The organism is Vibrio ezurae NBRC 102218, from assembly GCF_000467185.1.
Taxonomy (GTDB): Bacteria; Pseudomonadota; Gammaproteobacteria; order Enterobacterales; family Vibrionaceae; genus Vibrio; species Vibrio ezurae.
In genome coordinates this window covers 30,864-51,153 of the sequence record NZ_BATM01000045.1, presented here as the reverse complement: position 1 = coordinate 51,153, position 20,290 = coordinate 30,864, and the positions used below count along the sequence as shown (strand labels likewise).

At 45.1% G+C, this 20,290-nt stretch carries 18 protein-coding genes; 6 read left to right on the top strand and 12 right to left on the bottom strand.

What is annotated here, in order from left to right:
* Positions 1-113: 113 nt before the first annotated feature.
* Positions 114-3,581: a PAS domain-containing hybrid sensor histidine kinase/response regulator gene (locus tag VEZ01S_RS13550; protein WP_021714616.1), complete on the top strand. Its 3,468-nt coding sequence runs from the start codon at positions 114-116 to the stop codon at positions 3,579-3,581.
* Here VEZ01S_RS13550 and VEZ01S_RS13545 read toward each other — a convergent pair.
* The 7 genes from VEZ01S_RS13545 to aspA form a co-directional block, all read right to left on the bottom strand.
* A complete protein-coding gene (locus tag VEZ01S_RS13545; RefSeq protein WP_021714615.1) occupies positions 3,551-4,033 on the bottom strand; it encodes a hypothetical protein in 483 nt (160 codons plus the stop codon). The two genes, VEZ01S_RS13550 and VEZ01S_RS13545, sit on opposite strands and share 31 nt — an antisense overlap.
* Before the next feature lie 141 nt (positions 4,034-4,174).
* Positions 4,175-5,902 carry a sodium:solute symporter family protein gene (locus VEZ01S_RS13540; RefSeq protein ID WP_021714614.1) on the bottom strand — a complete coding sequence of 576 codons (1,728 nt, stop codon included), beginning with the start codon at positions 5,900-5,902 and terminating at the stop codon, positions 4,175-4,177.
* A gap of 12 nt (positions 5,903-5,914) precedes the next feature.
* Positions 5,915-6,178 carry a DUF4212 domain-containing protein gene (locus VEZ01S_RS13535; RefSeq protein ID WP_021714613.1) on the bottom strand — a complete coding sequence of 88 codons (264 nt, stop codon included), beginning with the start codon at positions 6,176-6,178 and terminating at the stop codon, positions 5,915-5,917.
* A 241-nt stretch (positions 6,179-6,419) separates the two neighbouring features.
* Entirely contained in the window at positions 6,420-7,055 is a 636-nt protein-coding gene (locus VEZ01S_RS13530; protein ID WP_021714612.1) for a response regulator transcription factor, read from the bottom strand.
* 188 nt (positions 7,056-7,243) lie between these two features.
* Complete coding sequence (locus tag VEZ01S_RS13525; protein ID WP_021714611.1) at positions 7,244-9,043, bottom strand: protein-disulfide reductase DsbD; 1,800 nt, start codon at positions 9,041-9,043, stop codon at positions 7,244-7,246.
* Between the two features lie 199 nt (positions 9,044-9,242).
* Positions 9,243-10,565 (bottom strand): anaerobic C4-dicarboxylate transporter, encoded by a 1,323-nt coding sequence (locus tag VEZ01S_RS13520; RefSeq protein WP_021714610.1) that lies wholly within the window; start codon positions 10,563-10,565, stop codon positions 9,243-9,245.
* 150 nt (positions 10,566-10,715) lie between these two features.
* Positions 10,716-12,152, bottom strand: a complete 1,437-nt coding sequence (gene aspA, locus VEZ01S_RS13515; RefSeq protein ID WP_021714609.1) for an aspartate ammonia-lyase — start codon at positions 12,150-12,152, stop codon at positions 10,716-10,718.
* Between the two features lie 323 nt (positions 12,153-12,475).
* Here aspA and VEZ01S_RS13510 point away from each other — a divergent pair, with 323 nt between their 5' ends.
* A complete protein-coding gene (locus VEZ01S_RS13510) occupies positions 12,476-12,979 on the top strand; it encodes an FxsA family protein (protein WP_021714608.1) in 504 nt (167 codons plus the stop codon).
* Between the two features lie 23 nt (positions 12,980-13,002).
* On the opposite strand, the gene trmL is transcribed toward VEZ01S_RS13510, so the two are convergent.
* The 3 genes from trmL to VEZ01S_RS13495 form a co-directional block, all read right to left on the bottom strand.
* On the bottom strand, positions 13,003-13,479 hold the full coding sequence (gene trmL / locus VEZ01S_RS13505; RefSeq protein WP_021714607.1) for a tRNA (uridine(34)/cytosine(34)/5-carboxymethylaminomethyluridine(34)-2'-O)-methyltransferase TrmL: 477 nt from the start codon (positions 13,477-13,479) through the stop codon (positions 13,003-13,005).
* 98 nt (positions 13,480-13,577) lie between these two features.
* On the bottom strand, positions 13,578-14,948 hold the full coding sequence (gene cpxA, locus VEZ01S_RS13500) for an envelope stress sensor histidine kinase CpxA (RefSeq protein ID WP_021714606.1): 1,371 nt from the start codon (positions 14,946-14,948) through the stop codon (positions 13,578-13,580).
* Complete coding sequence (locus VEZ01S_RS13495; protein WP_021714605.1) at positions 14,945-15,631, bottom strand: response regulator; 687 nt, start codon at positions 15,629-15,631, stop codon at positions 14,945-14,947. Before VEZ01S_RS13495 ends, cpxA begins: the two co-directional genes overlap by 4 nt.
* Before the next feature lie 182 nt (positions 15,632-15,813).
* Here VEZ01S_RS13495 and VEZ01S_RS13490 point away from each other — a divergent pair, with 182 nt between their 5' ends.
* A complete protein-coding gene (locus VEZ01S_RS13490) occupies positions 15,814-16,323 on the top strand; it encodes a Spy/CpxP family protein refolding chaperone (protein WP_021714604.1) in 510 nt (169 codons plus the stop codon).
* 53 nt (positions 16,324-16,376) lie between these two features.
* Here the strand turns inward: VEZ01S_RS13490 and VEZ01S_RS16860 are convergent, their stop codons facing one another.
* On the bottom strand, positions 16,377-16,529 hold the full coding sequence (locus VEZ01S_RS16860; RefSeq protein WP_162889477.1) for a DUF5363 family protein: 153 nt from the start codon (positions 16,527-16,529) through the stop codon (positions 16,377-16,379).
* A 90-nt stretch (positions 16,530-16,619) separates the two neighbouring features.
* Here VEZ01S_RS16860 and fieF point away from each other — a divergent pair, with 90 nt between their 5' ends.
* Both fieF and pfkA read left to right on the top strand, forming a co-directional pair.
* A complete protein-coding gene (gene fieF / locus VEZ01S_RS13485) occupies positions 16,620-17,516 on the top strand; it encodes a CDF family cation-efflux transporter FieF (RefSeq protein WP_021714603.1) in 897 nt (298 codons plus the stop codon).
* Between the two features lie 261 nt (positions 17,517-17,777).
* Positions 17,778-18,740 carry a 6-phosphofructokinase gene (gene pfkA, locus VEZ01S_RS13480; RefSeq protein ID WP_021714602.1) on the top strand — a complete coding sequence of 321 codons (963 nt, stop codon included), beginning with the start codon at positions 17,778-17,780 and terminating at the stop codon, positions 18,738-18,740.
* Between the two features lie 141 nt (positions 18,741-18,881).
* Here the strand turns inward: pfkA and tpiA are convergent, their stop codons facing one another.
* On the bottom strand, positions 18,882-19,655 hold the full coding sequence (tpiA, locus tag VEZ01S_RS13475) for a triose-phosphate isomerase (protein WP_021714601.1): 774 nt from the start codon (positions 19,653-19,655) through the stop codon (positions 18,882-18,884).
* A gap of 227 nt (positions 19,656-19,882) precedes the next feature.
* Between tpiA and VEZ01S_RS13470 the strand changes: the two genes are divergently transcribed.
* A complete protein-coding gene (locus tag VEZ01S_RS13470) occupies positions 19,883-20,245 on the top strand; it encodes a 5-carboxymethyl-2-hydroxymuconate Delta-isomerase (protein WP_021714600.1) in 363 nt (120 codons plus the stop codon).
* Positions 20,246-20,290: the final 45 nt, after the last annotated feature.

Sequence of the window (20,290 nt, the reverse complement as noted above, 5' to 3'; positions counted from 1 at the left end):
AGCGATCCTTGACTAGTCTTATAGCAATAAATCTACTTGCCGATGTTGTCGGTACTTTTCAATGCAGTGGATTTGCGAGTGAGATGAACGTTGATACGAGTTAAGGATGACTTATGCAAGGATGGGTAATTGTCCCCGCATCACTGCTTTATTTGGTGTTGCTCTTTTTAATCGCATGGTATGGGGATAAGCGACCACAATGGCTAGCCAATTGGCGTCCGTGGATTTATAGCCTGTCGATTGCGGTTTACTGCACCTCTTGGACCTTTTTTGGTACGGTAGGCCAAGCCGCCAATAACCCTTGGGCATTCCTGCCTGTTTATCTCGCTCCTATCATTGTCTTTGTGTTTTTCTGGCGCGTATTAGCGCGCATGATTTTGGTGGCAAAGCGGGAGCACATTAACTCCATCGCTGATTTTATTGCGGCTCGTTATGGCAAAGCGCAAGGCTTAGCGGTCTTTGTCACCTTGATCTCAGTGGTCGGTATCTTGCCTTACATCGCCTTGCAGATGCGCGGCATTATGATGGGCATTGAGCTGGCGGTACCTGAAGTATTGGGTGAAGCGGGCGCAGATAAATATCATGTTTCTTGGTTGATGGTGATTGCATTAGCCGCGTTTACTGCCTTGTTTGGTACGCGCCATATTGATAATACTGAGCATCACCGCGGCATGATGATGGCGATTGCGTTTGAGTCTATCGTCAAACTAGTGGCTTTTTTGTTTGTCGGTTTGTTTGTGGTGCTGGTGGTACTGCAACGCACAGACATTCAATTGTGGGAGGTGGCAAAGCAAACCTACGCCGCCCCCAATATTCCTACCTTATTGATTCACACCTTACTGACCATGATGGCAATTTTTTGTTTGCCTAGGCAGTTTCATACCATGGTGGTAGAAAACGAAAGAGCGCACGATTTACACACCGCGCGCCGCGTATTTCCGGCTTATTTAGGTTTGATGGGTTTGTTTGTATTGCCGATTGCGTGGGTCGGTTCCAGTTTATTGCCGGGCAGTTCAGCCGATAGTTATGTGATTAGTCTTCCCCTTGCCATGGGCGCGGATGGGGTAGCGTTACTGGCGTTTATTGGTGGCGTATCGGCGGCCAGTGGCATGGTGATTGTCTCGACTATTGCGTTAGCAATCATGGTGTCCAATGATTTAGTTATGCCACTGCTATTGCGCAGAATGAAACTGTCGCAACATAACTTCCGTCATTTCTCTGGGCGTCTCTTAGTGATTCGCCGCATCTTGATTGTGCTACTGATTGTTGGGGCGTGGTTCTTTTATCAGGTGCTCGATAGCATTGGCAGTTTGTCGGCGATTGGCTTTCTCTCTTTTGCCGCCGTAACTCAATTTGCCCCAGCATTACTCGGGGGTATGTATTGGCGACACGGTAATCGCAATGGCGTGTATGTGGGTTTAGTGGTGGGCTTTGTATTGTGGCTAGTAACGCTGATGAGCCAAACCGGTATTTTGGCCGGAGATGCACAAACTAATATCCTAATTTGGATTATTTCCCCGCCAGAGTTATTGGCAGATTTGCAGATCAAAAACTCCGATTGGGGCATGTTGCTCAGCATTAGCGCCAATAGCGCCTGTTATGTACTGGTCTCGATATTAACCCGTTCAAACATTAGTGAGCGCTTACAATCGGCGGCTTTTGTCGGCTCGCCACTTCCTGAATCGGATAATACTAGCCTTTACCAAAGCCGAGTCACAGTGGCAGAGCTTGAGCTGGTGGCATCCAAGTTTGTTGGCAGGCAAAGAGTGCGCAGTGCCTTTAACCAGTTTTGGAGTCAGCAAGAACAGGTGCTGATGCCAAATCAATACGCACCTTCAACCCTGATAAGACATACCGAGCGAGTATTGGCGGGCGTATTTGGTGCCTCTTCGGCAAAGTTAGTGCTTACTTCTGCCTTGCAGGGTAAGAACATGCAGTTGGAAGAAGTGGCTACCATAGTGGATGAAGCCTCCGAGCTGTACGATTTTAGCCGTAGCTTATTGCAAGGGGCGATTGAACACATAGAACAAGGTATTGCGGTAGTAGATAAACAGCTTAGGCTGGTGGCTTGGAATCAGCGTTACATTGAGCTGTTTGATTTTCCGGTGGGCTTGATTCAGGTGGGTAGACCGATTGCCGATATTATTCGTCACAATGCTGAACAAGGGCTTTGTGGCCCCGGTGATCCCGAGGTTCATGTACAGCGCCGAATCGAGCATTTACAGCGCGGCAGTCACCATACCTCTTCTCGTCAAAGAGCCGATGGGCGAGTGATTGAAGTGCAAGGCAACCCGATGCCTAGTGGCGGTTTTGCGATGAGCTTTAGTGATATTACTGTGTATCGTCAGGCGGAGCAGGCGTTAAAAGATGCAAATGTGACTCTTGAGGAAAGAGTGCAAGAGCGAACCTATGAGCTAGAGCAATTAAACCGTCAGTTGACGATTGCCACGCAACGCTCTGAGCAAGAGTCACAATCTAAATCTCGCTTTTTGGCGGCGGTGAGCCATGACTTGATGCAACCGTTAAATGCGGCGCGACTGTTTACCTCCTCATTATCAGAAATAGCCAAAGATGATGAAACTCAGCGCGTGGCTCGGCATATTGAAAGTGCCATGGAAGCGGCGGAAGAGCTGATCAGTGATTTATTGGATATCTCACGCTTAGAGTCTGGTAAGTTACCCACCAAAGTGCAGGCTTTTGCTTTGAGCGAAATGCTATTAAATCTGGACGCTGAATTTGGCGTGATTGCAGAACAGCAAGGCATCAATTTTAGAACCATTCCTACCCAACAATTTGTTGAGTCCGACCCTAAGTTACTGCGTCGAGTGTTACAAAACTTCTTAACCAATGCCTTTCGTTATAGTCCGCAAGGCAAAGTGTTATTGGGCGTGCGACGAGAAGGTGACTCTCTTTCTATTCAGGTGTGGGACAACGGCGTTGGGGTTGAAGAAGACAAACAGCAACTGATATTTGAAGAGTTTACTCGCACCAATCAAATTCGCTCAGACAAAGGCTTGGGCTTAGGGCTTGCCATATCTAAAGGAATTGCGCAGTTATTAGGACATCGCATTTCATTGCGCTCTTGGCCGAGCAAAGGAAGTGTCTTTTCGGTGACCGTCCCTCTAGCAGAAAAAGCGCTGTTATCCACGCCTTCATCCACACCTGTTGCGCCAATAGTGACCCCATTGAGTGGTTTGCGCGTGTTATGTGTTGATGATGAAACCTCGATATTGGAAGGCATGGAAAACCTATTACAGCGTTGGGGCTGTGATGTCAGGTTAGCCACTGATTTGCAGTTGAGTTTGCTTAGATTGGAGCATGATTGGCAACCTGATGTGATTTTGTCAGATTATCGATTAGAAGATGGCAAGACAGGATTACAAGTACTGCAACGTTTTCGCCAGCTATTAGGCGGCAGTTTTCATGGGGTGATCATCAGTGCTGATCGCACCCCTGATATTATTGAACAAGTAAAAAACGAAGGCTTTGATTTTCTGGCAAAACCAGTCAAGCCATTAAAACTTCGAACCCTTTTGAATAACGCTGAGCGTTATTTGTCTTCGGTAAACAGCGTCTCATAAACCACGAAGGTGGTGTCGGTTTCGCCAAAGTAATAGGTGTTGTCGGCTTGAGCGACCACGCGCAACTGTTTAGTGTCGAGATCACTTGCCGGTAATGAGACAGCCCAGTTGCGTTTATCTGCACTGGTAGCGGTCATGTTTACTGGCTTAGTATTGCCGTTTTCATCCAGTGAGACTTTGATGCCTTGCAGAGGGAATTTCGCTTTTAGAGTGAGATCTAAGGTATTTTCAGTGAGCTTTTCTGAGCGAAATTGAATCTTGAATTCACCGTTTTCAAAGTCACATAGACCACTGGTGTAACGGCAATTTGATTTGCTGATGAGCTTGTAGCTTTCGCCTTGTTTGGCGGCGTGAGGTTTCTCACTGACGGCCATATCGATGCCAAAATAGGTAATTACAGCCAAGATGGGTGCAACTATTAAAGCAACGATAAAGTGTTTGTTTTTGAACATTTTTGCATCCTAGCGTCAATGTAAAAGAGTTGGTATAAAGTATAGGGACAGCATTGCATATCCATCTTCTTACCATACTCGACTTATGCTATTAAAAAAGCCCCCTAAGGGGCTTTTGTGGACTAGATTGGATAGAATCTATTAATGGTCTTGAGCGGAGCCAGCGCCTGCTGGTACGCGTACATGCTCAACAAGATCTTTAACTTCTTGCGGCGTTTCAGCGGTGACTTTAGACACAGCAAATGCCACGATAAAGTTAAACAGCGCACCAATCGCACCAAACGCATTAGGTTCAATACCTAGGAACCAGTTGCTTCCCCAACTTTGCAAGTAAGTCCAATCCGCGACAAACAAGATGCCTTTGTGTTGGAATACATAGAACAAGGTGATACTGATACCTGCAATCATCCCTGCAATCGCGCCTTCTTTGTTGATGCCTTTACTAAAGATACCCATCATCAAGGCCGGGAAGATGGAGGAGGCGGCGAGACCAAAGGCGAGTGCCACCGTCCCCGCAGCAAAGCCCGGTGGGTTGAGTCCCAGATACCCCGCGACCCCAATTGCCACTGCCATGGCTATCCGACTGGAAAGTAACTCTTTTTTCTCCGATATATTGGGGTTTATGACCCCTTTGATTAAGTCATGGGATATGGCGGAGGAGATGGCCAGTAGTAACCCCGCTGCGGTAGAAAGTGCCGCCGCTAGTCCACCCGCTGCCACTAAGGCAATTACCCAGTTTGGTAGTTTAGCGATCTCAGGGTTCGCCAATACCATGATGTCTCTATCTACTTTCAGCTCATTAGTTTCTGCACTCGAAGTGTACTGAATCTGTCCATCAGCGTTCTTATCATCAAACCCGAGTAAGCCTGTTGTTTCCCAGTTTTTAAACCATGCTGGACGTTCGTCATACACCAAGTGTTGCCCTGATGCCGGGTTCACTGTGTCCATTAGATTCAAGCGAGCCATCGCTGCAACAGCAGGTGCTGTAGTGTAAAGGATCGCAATAAAGACCAGTGCCCAACCTGCTGAGGTTCGAGCATCACGTACTTTAGGTACAGTGAAGAAACGAATAATTACGTGTGGCAGACCTGCGGTACCGATCATCAGTGACATGGTGTACACGAACATATTGAGCGTATCTCCCCGCACATGGGTCGTGTATTCACTAAAGCCGAGTTCGGTCACCACTTGGTCAAGCCTATCCAGTAGATAGACATCGGTTCCGGTCATGGTGCTCCCTAAGCCAATTTGCGGAAGGGCGTGACCTGTCAGTTGAAGTGAGATAAATACTGCTGGAATAGTGTATGCAAGAATGAGGACGCAGTATTGAGCGATCTGGGTGTAAGTAATACCTTTCATACCACCCATAACGGCGTAGATGAATACGATACACATACCTATGCCAAGCCCGGTTGAGTAATCCACCTCTAGGAAACGCCCAAATGCGACGCCAACGCCTTTCATCTGACCGATTACATAAGTAACCGAGGCAATGATAAGACAGGCAACCGCCACCACTCGCGCTGTTTTAGAGTAGAAGCGTTCGCCAACAAATTCTGGAACGGTAAACTTACCAAACTTACGTAAGTAAGGTGCGAGCAGTAGTGCTAGCAGTACATAACCGCCGGTCCAACCCATCAGGAATACCGAGCCGCCATAACCCATAAAGGCAATCAGACCTGCCATTGAGATAAACGAAGCCGCTGACATCCAGTCGGCAGCAGTTGCCATACCATTGGCAATCGGGTGTACGCCACCTCCGGCTACATAGAACTCTTTAGTGGTACCTGCGCGAGCCCATATTGCGATACCTATGTAGAGCAAGAAAGTTGCCCCGACCACTAGGTAGGTAATTGTCTTAAGATCCATCTTTATTGCTCCCTATTCTTCTACGTTAAATTCGCGGTCAATTCGACGCATTTTCCACGCATAGTAGAAAATAATGCCCAAGAAACAGTAGATGGAACCTTGCTGTGCAAACCAGAATCCGAGTTTGTAACCACCAAGTTGGAATTGATTGAGTTCGTCTACAAATAAAATACCGCAGCCAAATGACACAACAAACCAGATCACCATTAGGCTGATCATGAGTCGAACATTCTTGCTCCAGTAGGCTTTGGCTCGTTCTTCATTTTCAAACGCCATTACCGTCTCCTTACGTTCGTTTGTTAATAAAATGTTTCAAACATACGATAGCAGTGGGAGGTTAATAACTCATTTGAACTTTGGTCTTGAGTGAGTGAGATGGAAAACACATTAAAATCAGTGGTTTATTGTGGTGTGCTAGCAAAGTGTGAACTGGGATTTGCTGGATATTAGCCAAAGGTCTAATAAGGGCAGAGATCAGGAAACGGATTTATCTCCTAATCAAAGGGATAGAAGCAGCTTAGGATTCAATATCAGATTGCTGTAATAAGATTACTGCTTGAGTGCGGTTAGTGACCCCTAGTTTGCGGAAAATAGCCGTCATGTGGGCTTTGATTGTGGCAACGGATACATCCAGTTCGTAGGCAATTTGTTTATTGAGCAGACCGTCAGCAAGCATTGCCAATACTTTATATTGTTGTGGGGTGAGTGATGCCAGCTTATCGGTAATGTCGCTATAGCGTTCTGCTTGTTTGGCTAATTCCGCCGGGAAAAATTGGTCGCCATTTAATACTTGGTTGAGAGCACTGATCAGGCTACGCATATCGGTAGACTTGGGAATAAAACCAAAGGCGCCGTGGCTTTTTACTTGGCTCACCACTGACGGTTCTTCACTGGCGGAGATCACCACCACCGCGATGTCTGGAAATTCACTGCGCAATTGCATTAAACCAGACATGCCATTCGCCCCTGGCATTTTTAGGTCTAACAGAATCAGATCCACATCGTCTTGTTTACGCAGTAAATCGAGCAGGCTATTCAGAGAGTCCGCTTCCAGTAGGTTTGCGCCACTAATAGCCATGTGTACCGACTGAAATAATGCATTTCGGAAGAGGGGGTGATCGTCAGCAATCACAATCGTGTAAGTGGCATCCATATCACTTGTACTCATGTATAAAATGGGAGTCTTAGTGATTATTGATAGTTTTATATTGATGAACAAGAATCGGTCACTAAAACTCTGGCTCAGCTCTATATTTATTTGCGCTAGAAGTAACAACGCCCACTTAATGAGTCAGTGGGCGTCGCTTTTTGAGTGGCTAATCTGCTTATAGATTAAAGCATTTATAGATTAAAACGTTGTAGATGACTTAGGAAAGGTTCGGCCTTAACAAAACCGGTCAATCTAGCGGCTGGTAGGTGCTGACCTTGCGCATCCCAAAACTCGATAGTCGGCAGACCTAACACGCGCATATGTTTTAATAGCTCGATGTCTTGCGGCTGATTTTTGGTGACATCCGCTTGCAGCAGTACAAATCCGCTGAGCTTTTGTTCCACATTCGCCTCATGGAAAGTGTATTTCTCAAACTCTTTACAAGCCACGCACCAATCGGCGTAGAAGTCGAATAGTACGGGTTTACCTGCCAGTTTCGCTTTGGCTAACTCTTGTTGCAGGTCTTGAACTGTGGTGACGCGAATAAACTCAATTTGCGATTGTGGCGCTTCGACTTGGCTATCTAGCCCTAGCAGTTTGTTCCAGACCGGTTGTGCTGAGCCGACTAAGCCAAGTACAGCAATAACACCGATTAGACTTTGCTTCCAACTGCCAAACGGCAGATGATTTTTAGAATGATACAGCCAAGCAAAGAAGCTAATACCTAAAATAGACCAAAGTGCTGTGATCCATTGCTCAGTTAAGATGCGCTCTAAGAAAAACAGCGGTGCGGCCAATAGCACAAAGCCAAATAGCACTTTAACTTTATCCATCCACAAGCCCGCTTTTGGCAAGAAGCGATTGCCAAATACAGCCAGGCCAATCAGAGGTATGCCCATACCTAATGCCAGCGCATACAAGGTGACGGCTCCGGTGAATAAATCGCCTGTTTGTGCCACATACAATAGCGCGCCAGAAAGCGGGGCAGTGGTGCAAGGTGAGCACACTAAACCGGATATTACGCCCATTGCAAATGCGCCCAACCAACGTCCGCCGGTTTGTTTATTACTGATTTCGTTGAGTTTGGTTTGCAGGCTACTTGGCAATTGCAGGTTGTATAAGCCGAACATAGATAACGACAGCAATACAAACAGCACGCTAATGGTGATCAATACCGCAGGGTGTTGCAACGCCGCCTGAAACTGCATGCCTGCCGAGGCGACAACAAGCCCGAGCAAGGTGTAAGTCAGTGCCATCCCTTGTACGTAAATGAAAGACAGTGACAGCGCTCTAGCAGGAGACAGTTTGCCGTTGCCTAATACGATACTGGTTAAAATTGGATACATCGGCAGTACACATGGCGTAAATGCCAAGCCAATGCCGAGCACTAAGAAGATAAGCGGTGTCCAGATGGAATCACCGAGCATCGCCGCCATATCACTTTCACTTTTAGGGAGTGAGCCTTGAGTCGTCGCGGGCGAAGTGGTGTTTGCCGTAGGCTGTGCTGAGTTCAGTTGTGTAATGTTATCGATAGGTTGAAGGTCGATGACTTTAGTTTCTGGCGGGTAGCAAAAGCCTGCTTTGGCACAGCCTTGATATTGTACGATAAGTTGCGAGTGCTCACCTTGTTCTGTGATGGGAACAGTAATGGTCACAGGTTCCGTGTAGATATTGACTAGACCAAAAAACTCATCTTTATAAGGCGTGCCATCACGCAATGCTACCTCACCTAATGTGGCATTTTCTGCGCTGACATTAAAGCGAGATTGATAAAGATAGTAACCATCTCGAACTTGCCAATTGAGTTGAACGTGATTGCCCTGCTGGACAAAATCAAATGGGAAGGCTTGATCAACACGCACAAAGCTCGGTTGTCCAAAGCTTGCTTGTTCAAAGTTGTTTTCAGCCGCAGGACCAGATTCGCTGTTGAAAGCGGCTAGCGTGGTCTGCGAGAAACACAGTAGCAAAAGAGAGAGAAAAACGGCGCGCATAGTATGGTATCAATTTGGTATCAGATAATGAGTAGACCCGATAGTAGCGAATTAAGTTTCATTCGCCTACCGACTATCATTAGCTTGTTGATTTTCTGCGTTGTTTGGCAGGGTTTTATAACGTTAGGCGTATTTCGAAGGCAAAAAAGGGGGCATGTGAAGCCCCCTTTGAAGGGTTACTTGGTATGGTTATTCGCGTTTAGATAAAGAAGCTACCAAACAGAAAGCCTAGTGTTACAGACGTCGCGATAGTGGCCACACCTGGGATAAAGAAAGGGTGGTTAAATACGTACTTTCCGATTCGCGTTGAGCCCGTATCATCCATTTCGACTGCCGCCAAAAGTGTTGGGTAAGTCGGCAATACAAACAGTGCACTAACCGCAGCAAAAGAAGCCACGGCCGTTAATGGCGCGACACCAATAGCCAGTGCTGCTGGCATTAGGGCTACTGTCGTTGCACCTTGTGAATACAACAACATGGAAGCAAAAAATAACACCAATGCCAACATCCAAGGGTAGTCAGTCAACAGTGAACTAGAAAACTCTTTGATGTCATCAACATGGGCGTTGACGAAGGTTGAACCTAACCAAGCGACACCTAATACACACACACATGCGGTCATACCTGAGCGGAAGGTAGCGGCTGATGGGATCAACGCAGCATCAATCTTAGTGGTGAGAACGATGACAGCGGCTGCGCCTAGCATGACAGCCATAATCGCTTCGTTGCGACCAATGCTTGGGTTTTCAATTAGGCCGACAGAGCTTGAAATTGCTGCGGCATAGGAAACCACTAATGCAATCGCACCGAGGAAAATATACGTTGCACGTTTGGCAGTGGCTGGGATTTCGCGCGTTGTGCCGTGGCTAGAGTGGTCGGTATTGAGCTTGATCAGTCCTTGCTCAAGGCGTTCTTGGTATACAGGGTCATCTTTAAGCGGGCACCCCATAAAGTTCGCGACGAAAGCTCCTACCATACAGGCAATGAAGGTTGTCGGAATGCAGATGGCCAGCAAAGTGAGGTAGCCCACACCATGCGGTTCTAGCATCACAGCAAAAGCGACAACTGCCGCTGAAATAGGAGAAGCAGTAATAGCAATTTGAGAGGCGACAACGGCAATAGAAAGTGGTCGAGAAGGGCGTATGCCTTGGCCTTTAGCTACTTCTGCAATAACAGGAAGTGTAGAGAAAGCCGTGTGTCCAGTTCCGGCCATAAGAGTCATCAAAAACGTTACAATGGGGGCGTAAAAAGTAATTCGTTCTGGATTTTTACGTAAAAAGTCTTCTGCTATCTGCACTAACCAGTTCATGCCACCAGCCACTTGCATTGCAGCAATTGCCGTAATCACCGACATGATAATTAAAATAACATCGATAGGGATATAGCTTTGACTTGTGGGTACGCCGAGCCCAATAGAAAGGGCGATGACACCGAGACCACCAGCAAGGCCAATACCGATACCGCCAATCCTGGCACCTAGGTATATAAATACTAGGACGACCAGAAGTTCTACTATTAACATTATATTTTTCCTTTGATTAAATTTGAGTTTAAGAAAAAGAGCTCAAAGCCAAAGCATTGAGCTCAAAATGGTTTTATTTGAACAATGGGAACCTAGAGGCGTGTCCTAAGGGAAAAACACGCTTCTAAGTGGTTAAAGTGAGGGTAGAGCTTAACTAAAGCGCTTTGCTCGGTATTGAGGGCTCATTAAGTTTTCGACTGAGAAGATATCTTCTAACTCAGCTTCTGTGAGTAAGCCTCTTTCCAATACCACTTCGCGTACGTTTCGGCCGGTTTCAGCACAAATTTTACCGACAATATCCCCTTCATGGTGCCCAATGTATGGGTTGAGGTAGGTGACGATGCCGATAGAGTTGAACACATGGCTTTCACATACTTCTTTGTTCACTGTGATGCCTTCAATGCATTTATCTCGTAAATTCACACATGCGTTGCTCAGAATATCCAGTGACTCAAACATGCTTTGTGCAATCACGGGCTCCATCACGTTTAGTTGTAATTGTCCGCCTTCTGCGGCAAACGAGATGGTGTTGTCATTGCCTAAGACCTTAAAGCACACTTGGTTGACGACTTCTGGAACTACGGGATTCACTTTGGCTGGCATAATGGAAGAACCCGCTTGCAGTTCTGGTAGGTTAATTTCATTGAGACCTGCACGAGGTCCTGATGACAATAAACGTAAGTCATTGCAAATTTTGGATAATTTAACCGCTAGGCGTTTCAGTGCGCCGTGCATCATTACGTATGCACCACAGTCTGAGGTGGCTTCAATTAAGTCTTCAGCTGGTACGCAGTCAAGGCCGGTGACTTCTGCTAGCGCTTTTACCGCAAGCTCTTGATAGCCTTCAGCGGCGTTTAAACCGGTGCCGATGGCTGTTGCCCCTAAGTTGACTTCGAGCAGTAGTTTGGCGGTATATTGCAGGTTGCGAATTTCTTCTGCTAGCGTTACAGACCAAGCTCTAAATTCTTGCCCTACCGTCATAGGGACCGCATCTTGTAGCTGAGTACGCCCCATTTTTAAAATGGAGTTAAACTCACTGCTTTTTGCATCAAAGGCACCTTTAAGGTATTCAATAGAAGTGATCAGTTTGACTACGCTGTTGTACACCGCAATTCGAAAGCCCGTCGGGTATGAACAGTTAGTCGATTGGCTCTTATTGACATCATCATTTGGGTTGATGATATCGTATTGACCTTTTTCTTTGCCCATTAACTCCAGTGCCAAATTGGCGATCACTTCATTGGCATTCATATTGACAGAAGTGCCTGCGCCTCCTTGAAAAACATCGGATGGGAATTGATCCATACAGCGACCTGTATCTAGAATCTCATCACAGGCTTTAATAATGTATTGTGCAACTTCGGGTTGAATCACACTCAGTTCACGGTTGGCGATAGCCGCGGCTTTTTTAGTCATGACCATGCCACGAACAAATTCGGGCACATCAGAAATGGTCACATTAGAAATATTGAAGTTTTCGATCGCACGTAAAGTATGGATGCCGTAGTAAGCCTCAGCGGGAACATGACGTTGGCCAAGGAGATCTTCTTCTATACGAGTGGCTGGCTGAATAGGAGTTGTCGTCATAGCATGGACCTTTTTCTCGGAAATGTTGAATATTTGACAGCACAATTTGCAAGGTGCTGAGCAATTTTGATGAGTCCATTCGAGCGTTTTTTTAGTATTAAAATCAGACTAGATTTTATGAAACTTAATGATACTAAACTGTGTTGAAAAAACTCTTAAACGGATCACTTTTGGCACCTAAACTTGATAAGTTTATGAGAGATTGAGGCTGAAATGCTCTAGGAGTGAGGTGACTCACACATGCAGCCCCTTAAGCGCGATATAACAATTGAGCTTGCCCCCTGTTTGGTCTTAAACTGAGCCCCTAATTTTGAGGAGGATATGTGTTTCCTATTTTATTGTTGTTATTTATATTGGTGCCAATAGTAGAGATTGGCCTATTTATTCAAGTAGGTGGATTTCTTGGCTTTTGGACGACAATATTCCTTGTCATCTTTACCGCTTTGATTGGCGCGTCTTTAGTACGAAGTCAGGGGATTGCGACATTGCTTTCGGTGCAGTCTCGTTTGCAACAGGGTGAATTGCCTGCTCAGCAAATCGTTGAGGGTGTGATGTTGGCGGTTGCAGGTGTGTTGTTACTGACTCCAGGGTTTATGACCGACACATTGGGCATGATCGTATTATTGCCCAAACCACGAGCGATTATTGCCAAGCAATTAATGAAAAGAGTGCAAGTAAATGGCATGCATTCTGGTTTTCATACCAATGCAGGTCAGGGTGGTCCGTTTCAGGGCAATCCATTCCAAAACCAAGAGAAAGGTGATGGAAATGTATTTGAAGGTGAGTATGAGAAAAAAGACGACCAAGATAAAGATCGTCTAAATTAATCTCTTATTTATAGTGGTGCTGTTTATTCAGCGCCACCAAAGTCCATTTGACGCCACGCCTCAAATGCAATGATGGCAACGGCATTAGACAGGTTCAATGAACGACTATCCGCCACCATAGGGATACGAATACGTTGTTCCATTGGCATAGATTCAATCAACTCAGCAGGAAGCCCTCGAGTTTCTGGTCCAAATAACAGTACATCGCCTTGTTGATACTGAGGATCAATATGATGGCCTGTGGTTTTTGTCGTACAGGAAAAAATTCGGTAATCCCCATCTCTTTCATTTAAAAAGTCGATAAAGGCTTGATAGTTCTTGTGGCGAGTGACTCGAGCAAGATCGTGATAATCAAGGCCAGCACGTCTGACTTTTTTCTCTTCAAGATCAAAGCCTAAAGGCTCAATAAGGTGCAAATTGGCACCACAATTTGCACAAAGGCGAATGATATTGCCCGTGTTAGGGGCAATTTCAGGTTCGAATAAAGCGATATCAAACATAAGTAGTCACGTTGGTAAATAGTCTATCGGGGCAGTATATACCCAAATAGGCATCAGGTGCACAACTCAGCGACTGGCCCCTTGTTCACGGTGCAATTCTATGCCTGAATCGGAAGATGTATGGTCATTTTTAACCCGCCAAGTGCGGTACTTTTACTGGCTTCAATCGTACCATTGTGTTGTAAAACGGCATTTTCAGTAATCGCCAAGCCTAAACCTGTACCACCACTGTCTCGGTCTCTGGCTGTTGAAACTCGGTAGAAAGGACGGAATATACTTTCTAGCTCTTCTTCGGGTACACCGGGACCATCGTCTTCGACGGTGAAAGTCAGTTGCTCTGCTGATACGGAAAATAGTACGTTGACGTGTGATTGACCATAGCGGATCGCATTGCGCACAATGTTTTCAAATGCACTGATTAATAGCTTCTGGTTTCCGACTAAAAAGACATTAGGCACAGGCTCAAAAGTCAGTGCTATTTGGTTTTGTTCTGCTTCAAATTGTGCGTCCAACAACATATCGTCCCACAATGAAGGGGCATCAATACGCAGACGATTATGATGACTGTCTATCTGCATGCGCGATAAACCCAACAGATCTTTGATCATCTGCTCTAATCTTTCTGCTTCGGTTTCAATGCGCTCTAGTTCTTTAGATGTGCCTTGTTTTCTGGTCGCGAGTGCATTGGCCATTCTTAAGCGGGTTAATGGTGAGCGCAGTTCGTGGGAAATATCAGAAAGGAGTTTTTGCTGACCCGAGACCATTTGATTGATGGACAACACCATCTGGTTGAAGCTTTCTCCTGTTTGCTTAAATTCTGTCGTGCCTTGCTCAAGGCTAGGGTCTACTTCAAATTCACCACGAGTGACACGCTTTGCCGCTTCTTCTAAGCGACGAGCAGGCAAGCTTAAGCTCCATGCGCTTAGTAGCAACAAAGGAGTGCTGATCACCATGATAAAGAGCATCAATTTAAAGGGGGCATCGAGCAGAATATACAACAAGGGTGGCGAACGTTTAGCGGTAAACCCAGCGTAGATTCGATAATTTTCGCCGTTTACATAAATCGGAAAGGGCCCAGCAACCATATGGCGACCAAATAGTTTTTGACTTGGTTTTTGGGTATTACTGTATTCCGCGGCCATCGCTTGTAGGGCTTGACGTCGAGTACCGTGTTCCTTGCTGATTAATACCCCTTCTGTATTGACGAGATAAAGACGAAAATCTTTACTGCCAAAACGTCGGCGCTCTAATGATTTTAGGGCGCTAGCGGGGCTAGAGCTATGATTGAGCTCTAGCTCTACAGTACTGACTAGATGAGTGATTTTATTTAATGCAGAGGTATTTATAGAGTGAGACTTACGTGGGTCCAGTTTCTGTAGACCAATCACCGCCAGTAGCACCATTAAAATAGTGAACCAGAAAATGGCAAAGATACGCCCATAAAAACTGTTGAACTTAGGCAGTTTCATTGGCTTGTCTCTACAAATAGGTATCCTTTACCTCGCAATGTTTTGATGCGAGGTTTTCCATCTTCTCTTTCTGGAAGCTTTTTACGTAAATTAGATACGTGCATATCAACGGCGCGATCAAAGGCGGCAAGGCGTTTGCCAAGCACTTCTACGCTAATATTTTCTTTGGTTAGCGTCGTGCCAGGGTGGCGTAAGAACAGCTCTAATAGTGAAAACTCGGTACTGGTGAGATCGAGTAAGGTATCTTGGCAGTAAGCTTCTTGCGCGCCAATATTGAGAACGATGTCGTTGTTTGACTCATTTGTCGTTTGGCTAGAAGACGCTCCTTGGGTGCGGCGTAATATCGCTCGGATACGCGCCAATAATTCTCGATCACTAAATGGTTTAGGTAAAAAATCGTCCGCTCCAAGTTCTAAGCCGATAACTCTATCTATTTCTTCTCCCTTAGCCGTTAAAAAAAGAACCGGAGTTTGCCACTTTTCGCGTAGAAGTTTGAGCATCTCCATGCCACTCATTTTAGGCATCATGATATCGAGTAATATCAGATCTATACTGTCATTGACCGCTTCTAATCCCTCAACACCGTTGTTGGCTTGAGAAACTGTAAACCCTTCATAGGTGAGTATATCTTCAAGCAGAGCGGTTAATTCGGTGTCGTCATCGACTAATAAAATGTGTGGCATAAATGTAATCTCACTCTACTGGATATCTGTTGATACCTAGATTGTACGAGGATTGTAAAGTGGGTGGGAGTGATTTACTTATCTTTACGTTTCGCATACCGCACTTTACATAGGGTCTATTATTCTAAAGTCATCTACTAAAAACAGTAGTGAAAACATTTTAAACTATCGAGGTATCTCTCATGGCAATGAATAAGAAATGGTTGGCTGTAGCAATGATGGTTCCGTTGACGTTGGGTAGCACCGCGGTAATGGCTAATGGTAAGAAAGGTGGCGATAAGGGCGCAAAAGAGTGTCGCGTTCAAATGCAGGGCAAACAGGCATTTCGTGGATTGGATTTAACCGATGCACAAAAAACCGAACTGAAAACCATTCGTGAAGAAGTGCGTGCTTCGAAGAAAGCGAACGGCGAAAACAAGCGTCAACAAATGAAAGCAATGAAGGATCAAGAGCAACAATTGGTTCTAGCAGCGAATTTTGACGAAGCCAAAGCTAAAGAACTGGCCTCTTCAATGGTAGCAGAGCGTACGGCGATGAAGGTTGAACAAATGCGCACAACACATCGCATGATGAACGTTCTTACGGCTGAGCAAAAGCAAAAACTGGTCGAAAAGAGAGCAGAAAAAGCTCAAAAATGTGAGCAGAAAATGCAGAAAAAAATGGAAAAGAAAATGTCTAAACAAGACAGCTAATTCTCTGCATTAAGACAATCTAGATTTTCCTTTTTATCGAAGAAGCGCAGCTATTATGAGTTGCGCTTTTTGTTTGTTGTTTCAGTTTTAATGCTTGCCGGATCGCGGCGGTATGGGGTGCAACTGCGTTTGTTTTCTGGCGTGAGCCCTAAACTTTCGCACCACGCGTCGTATTTTTCTATGAGTTTCAGCAACCGTTTTTTCATCCGTTTTCCCTCTCACTTATCCCTAGCATAGGATTACATCGATGTTATGTTTCGGTGTATACTTTGTGTAAATTTACTGCAATAACAATTATGAACCCACGATATAAGAAATTAGTAACGATTGCTGCGTGGTCAGCCACATTGGTCGCAACTTTACTCTTGATAGTTAAAATTGCCATTTGGTGGGTAACGGGCTCGGTGAGCTTATTGGCCTCGGTGGTGGATTCTTTGCTTGATATCGCCGCCTCTACCATCAATTTAGTGGTCCTTAAATACGCACTGCAACCCGCCGATGATGAGCATACGTTTGGTCATGGCAAGGCGGAGTCGTTAGCGGCTTTAGCTCAGTCTATGTTTATTTCTGGCTCCGCATTTTTCTTGATTCTCAGTGGCTTTGATCGTTTCTTCCGCCCGCAAGAGCTTCATCAACCTGAGTTGGGTATCTATGTCAGCTTATTTGCTATGGTGATTACTTTTGGGTTGGTGCTCTTTCAGAAGCACGTTGTTCGACAAACGGGTAGCCAAGCCATCGCCGCTGATTCTCTGCACTATCAAACGGACCTTTATATGAATGCGGCCATTTTATTGGCTTTGGCTTTGAGTATGTTTGGTTTCTCCCAAGCCGATGCTATTTTTGCCATAGGCATTGGTGTGTTCATATTGGTTAGCGCGTTTAAAATGATTGCTGAAGCCGTGCAAGTGTTGCTGGATCGTCAGTTGCCTGATTCTGAATTGCAGGAAATTGAACAGATCGTCAATTCAGTCGATAGGGTACATGGTATTCATGATTTGAGAACTCGCCAATCGGGGCCAACTCGTTTTATCCAGTTACATCTAGAGCTTGATGATCAGCTGCCTTTGATAGATGCTCACCACATCGCAGACGAAGTAGAGCATAGGCTAAATCAGCATTTTGATAGTTGTGATGTGCTTATTCATCAAGATCCACTTTCTGTAATTGAAAAATACGAGATGCAGCACAAATAACGGTACAGGTCGGCGACGAATTGTTTATGAAAGTTAGTCAAAGTTAGCTATCTTGGAAGGTGAAAGTTAAGTTTTCGTATTCTGATTTGAATCAACCTTAACTTTGAAGGAAACTGTAATACTCTAATTAAGAGAAAGATTTAGAGTTTTGCTCAATTGAGTCAGAAGGGGACTCGAGCGAAACGAATAGAATTCTTGCCGATGACAAGGCAATTAAAATTAAAATATAAATTAGATCTATCCCAATAATTGAGGGGCAACATGATTAAAAAAATTGGTGTACTAACAAGTGGTGGTGACGCACCAGGTATGAATGCTGCGGTACGAGGGGTTGTACGTACAGCGTTGTCAAAAGGTGTTGAGGTATATGGCATCTACGATGGCTACCAAGGCTTGTATGAAAACCGTATTGAAAAATTAGGTCGTTCGAGTGTCTCGGATGTGATTAACAAAGGCGGTACATTCCTAGGTTCAGCTCGTTTTCCTGAGTTTAAAGACGAAGAAGTACGTGCCAAAGCGATTGAAAACCTTAAAGAGCATGGCATCGAAGCGTTAGTCGTTGTTGGTGGTGATGGTTCTTACATGGGGGCGAAGAAGCTCACTGAAATGGGTTATCCATGTATTGGTCTGCCAGGCACTATTGATAACGATATCGCAGGTACTGACTACACGATTGGTTATTTAACGGCGCTTAATACTGTTATTGACGCGATTGACCGTCTACGTGATACCTCATCTTCTCATCAGCGTATCTCTATTGTTGAAATCATGGGACGCCATTGTGGTGATCTGACATTGATGTCAGCGATTGCGGGTGGTTGTGAATACATCATTACTCCTGAGCGCCAGTGGAGCAAAGAAGAGCTGATTGCCAATATTGAAGAAGGCATCAAAAAAGGCAAAAAGCACGCTATTATTGCGTTGACTGAGCTTATGTTTGACGCCAATGAGTTGGCTAAAGATATTGAAACGGCCACTGGACGTGAGACTCGTGCAACGGTTCTTGGTCATATCCAACGTGGCGGTCGCCCTACGGCATTTGACCGTATCTTGGCCTCTCGCATGGGTAACTACGCTGTACACCTTCTTCTAGAAGGTCATGGTGGACGTTGTGTGGGTATCCAAAAAGAAGAGTTGGTTCATCACGACATCATTGATGCAATTGAAAACATGCGTCGCCCGGTTCGCAATGATCTTTATACCGTTGCGGATGAGCTTTTCTAAGCTCATTACATAGCAACTGTTGAATAAAAAACGCTGCCTTTGGTAGCGTTTTTTTGTTTTTGTTTTTGTTTTTGTTTTTGTACCCTAAAAACAAAAAAGGCCAGCCGAAGCTGACCTTTATTCACTGTCATTTAAGACGGATTATTGTGCTTTAGCTACTGCGGCTGCTTTAGCGATAGCGGCAAAGCTCTTCGCATCAAGCGCAGCACCGCCCACAAGAGCACCATCGATGTCTGGTTGGGCAAAGTAAGCGGCTGCATTTTCTGGCTTCACAGAACCGCCGTATTGAATCACGATGTTCTTAGCGACATCTGCGTTCTTTTCAGCGATGTGAGCACGAATAGATGCGTGGATGCGTTGAGCATCATCAGCTGTTGCTGCTTTACCTGTGCCGATAGCCCAGATTGGTTCATAGGCAATGATTGCACCGTTAAGTGCTTCAGCACCGAGTAGGTTGATGACAGCGTCAATTTGACGTGCACATACTGCTTCAGTTTCACCCGCTTCGTTTTGTGCTTCAGACTCACCAATACAAAGTACAGGTGTTAAGTCATTTTCTTTTAGGAAAGCGAATTTTTGTGCTACGAACTCGTCTGACTCTTTGTGGTATTCACGACGTTCTGAGTGACCAATGATGATGTGAGTTGCCCCAAACTCTTTTAGCATCGCTGGTGAAGTGTCGCCTGTGAAAGCACCTTGGTTATTAATATCTGTGTTTTGTGCACCAAGGATGATTGCACTACCTGCATCCGTCAAAGTACGTTCTGCTAGGTCAATGAACAGTGCTGGTGGAGCCACTGCAACATCAACACCCGTTACGCCTTCTAACTCAGCATTTAAGCCAGTCAGTAGATCTACTACCATTTCTTTGGAACCGTTTAGTTTCCAGTTTCCCATAACTACAGGATGACGCATAAAATACTCCCTTCTAAATTAGTAAAAAATATACGCTGTAAATGAATATAACAGATAAAAGTCTATAGATCATGAAAGCAATGATTTCTTATTCAGTTCAGTTTGTAAGCAAAAATCGCTAGGTGATCTCATTGGCAAAAATATTCAGAAATTGACATCCATATGCGCTGTTTAGTGTATGGTCTATATCCATCAGGATGAGTATTTGTTTCAAGGAAGTGTTTGTTATGCCTAACTTAATTATGGAGTACAGTGATGCTCTAGAAGGGCGGTTGAATATTCATAGCATGCTGCAAGACATGCATCAGATCATGATAGACAGTGATCTATTTGAGTGTAATTCAATTCGGTCGCGTACCTTACGTACCCATTTGTGGTTGATCGGCGAAAGTGAAGACCAGCACAATTTTATTCATATCAGTATTGAGCTCATTGAAGGGCGCACTCCAGAGCAGAAGAAAGCATTGTCTGACCGCATTTTCCAGTTGCTAGTAGAGCAAGCAAATTGGGTGGGAAGCTTGAGTGTTGATGTTAGGGATATGGATCAAGAATGCTTTAATAGGCGATGTAATACCAATCTTACTAAATAACGGGTCATTCTAGCTTGTTAACATACTCGATAACGGCGTTAGAAT

Coding starts and splice junctions, on each gene's coding strand:
- cpxA (WP_021714606.1), bottom strand. CDS start 14,948: ATGAAACTGCCTAAGTTCAACAGTTTTTATGGGCGTATCTTTGCCATT.
- aspA (WP_021714609.1), bottom strand. CDS start 12,152: ATGACGACAACTCCTATTCAGCCAGCCACTCGTATAGAAGAAGATCTC.
- VEZ01S_RS13535 (WP_021714613.1), bottom strand. CDS start 6,178: ATGGCGTTTGAAAATGAAGAACGAGCCAAAGCCTACTGGAGCAAGAAT.
- tpiA (WP_021714601.1), bottom strand. CDS start 19,655: ATGCGTCATCCTGTAGTTATGGGAAACTGGAAACTAAACGGTTCCAAA.
- VEZ01S_RS13490 (WP_021714604.1), top strand. CDS start 15,814: ATGGCAATGAATAAGAAATGGTTGGCTGTAGCAATGATGGTTCCGTTG.
- pfkA (WP_021714602.1), top strand. CDS start 17,778: ATGATTAAAAAAATTGGTGTACTAACAAGTGGTGGTGACGCACCAGGT.
- VEZ01S_RS13495 (WP_021714605.1), bottom strand. CDS start 15,631: ATGCCACACATTTTATTAGTCGATGACGACACCGAATTAACCGCTCTG.
- VEZ01S_RS13525 (WP_021714611.1), bottom strand. CDS start 9,043: ATGCGCGCCGTTTTTCTCTCTCTTTTGCTACTGTGTTTCTCGCAGACC.
- VEZ01S_RS13470 (WP_021714600.1), top strand. CDS start 19,883: ATGCCTAACTTAATTATGGAGTACAGTGATGCTCTAGAAGGGCGGTTG.
- VEZ01S_RS16860 (WP_162889477.1), bottom strand. CDS start 16,529: ATGAAAAAACGGTTGCTGAAACTCATAGAAAAATACGACGCGTGGTGC.
- VEZ01S_RS13545 (WP_021714615.1), bottom strand. CDS start 4,033: ATGTTCAAAAACAAACACTTTATCGTTGCTTTAATAGTTGCACCCATC.
- fieF (WP_021714603.1), top strand. CDS start 16,620: ATGAACCCACGATATAAGAAATTAGTAACGATTGCTGCGTGGTCAGCC.
- VEZ01S_RS13520 (WP_021714610.1), bottom strand. CDS start 10,565: ATGTTAATAGTAGAACTTCTGGTCGTCCTAGTATTTATATACCTAGGT.
- VEZ01S_RS13540 (WP_021714614.1), bottom strand. CDS start 5,902: ATGGATCTTAAGACAATTACCTACCTAGTGGTCGGGGCAACTTTCTTG.
- VEZ01S_RS13550 (WP_021714616.1), top strand. CDS start 114: ATGCAAGGATGGGTAATTGTCCCCGCATCACTGCTTTATTTGGTGTTG.
- trmL (WP_021714607.1), bottom strand. CDS start 13,479: ATGTTTGATATCGCTTTATTCGAACCTGAAATTGCCCCTAACACGGGC.
- VEZ01S_RS13530 (WP_021714612.1), bottom strand. CDS start 7,055: ATGGATGCCACTTACACGATTGTGATTGCTGACGATCACCCCCTCTTC.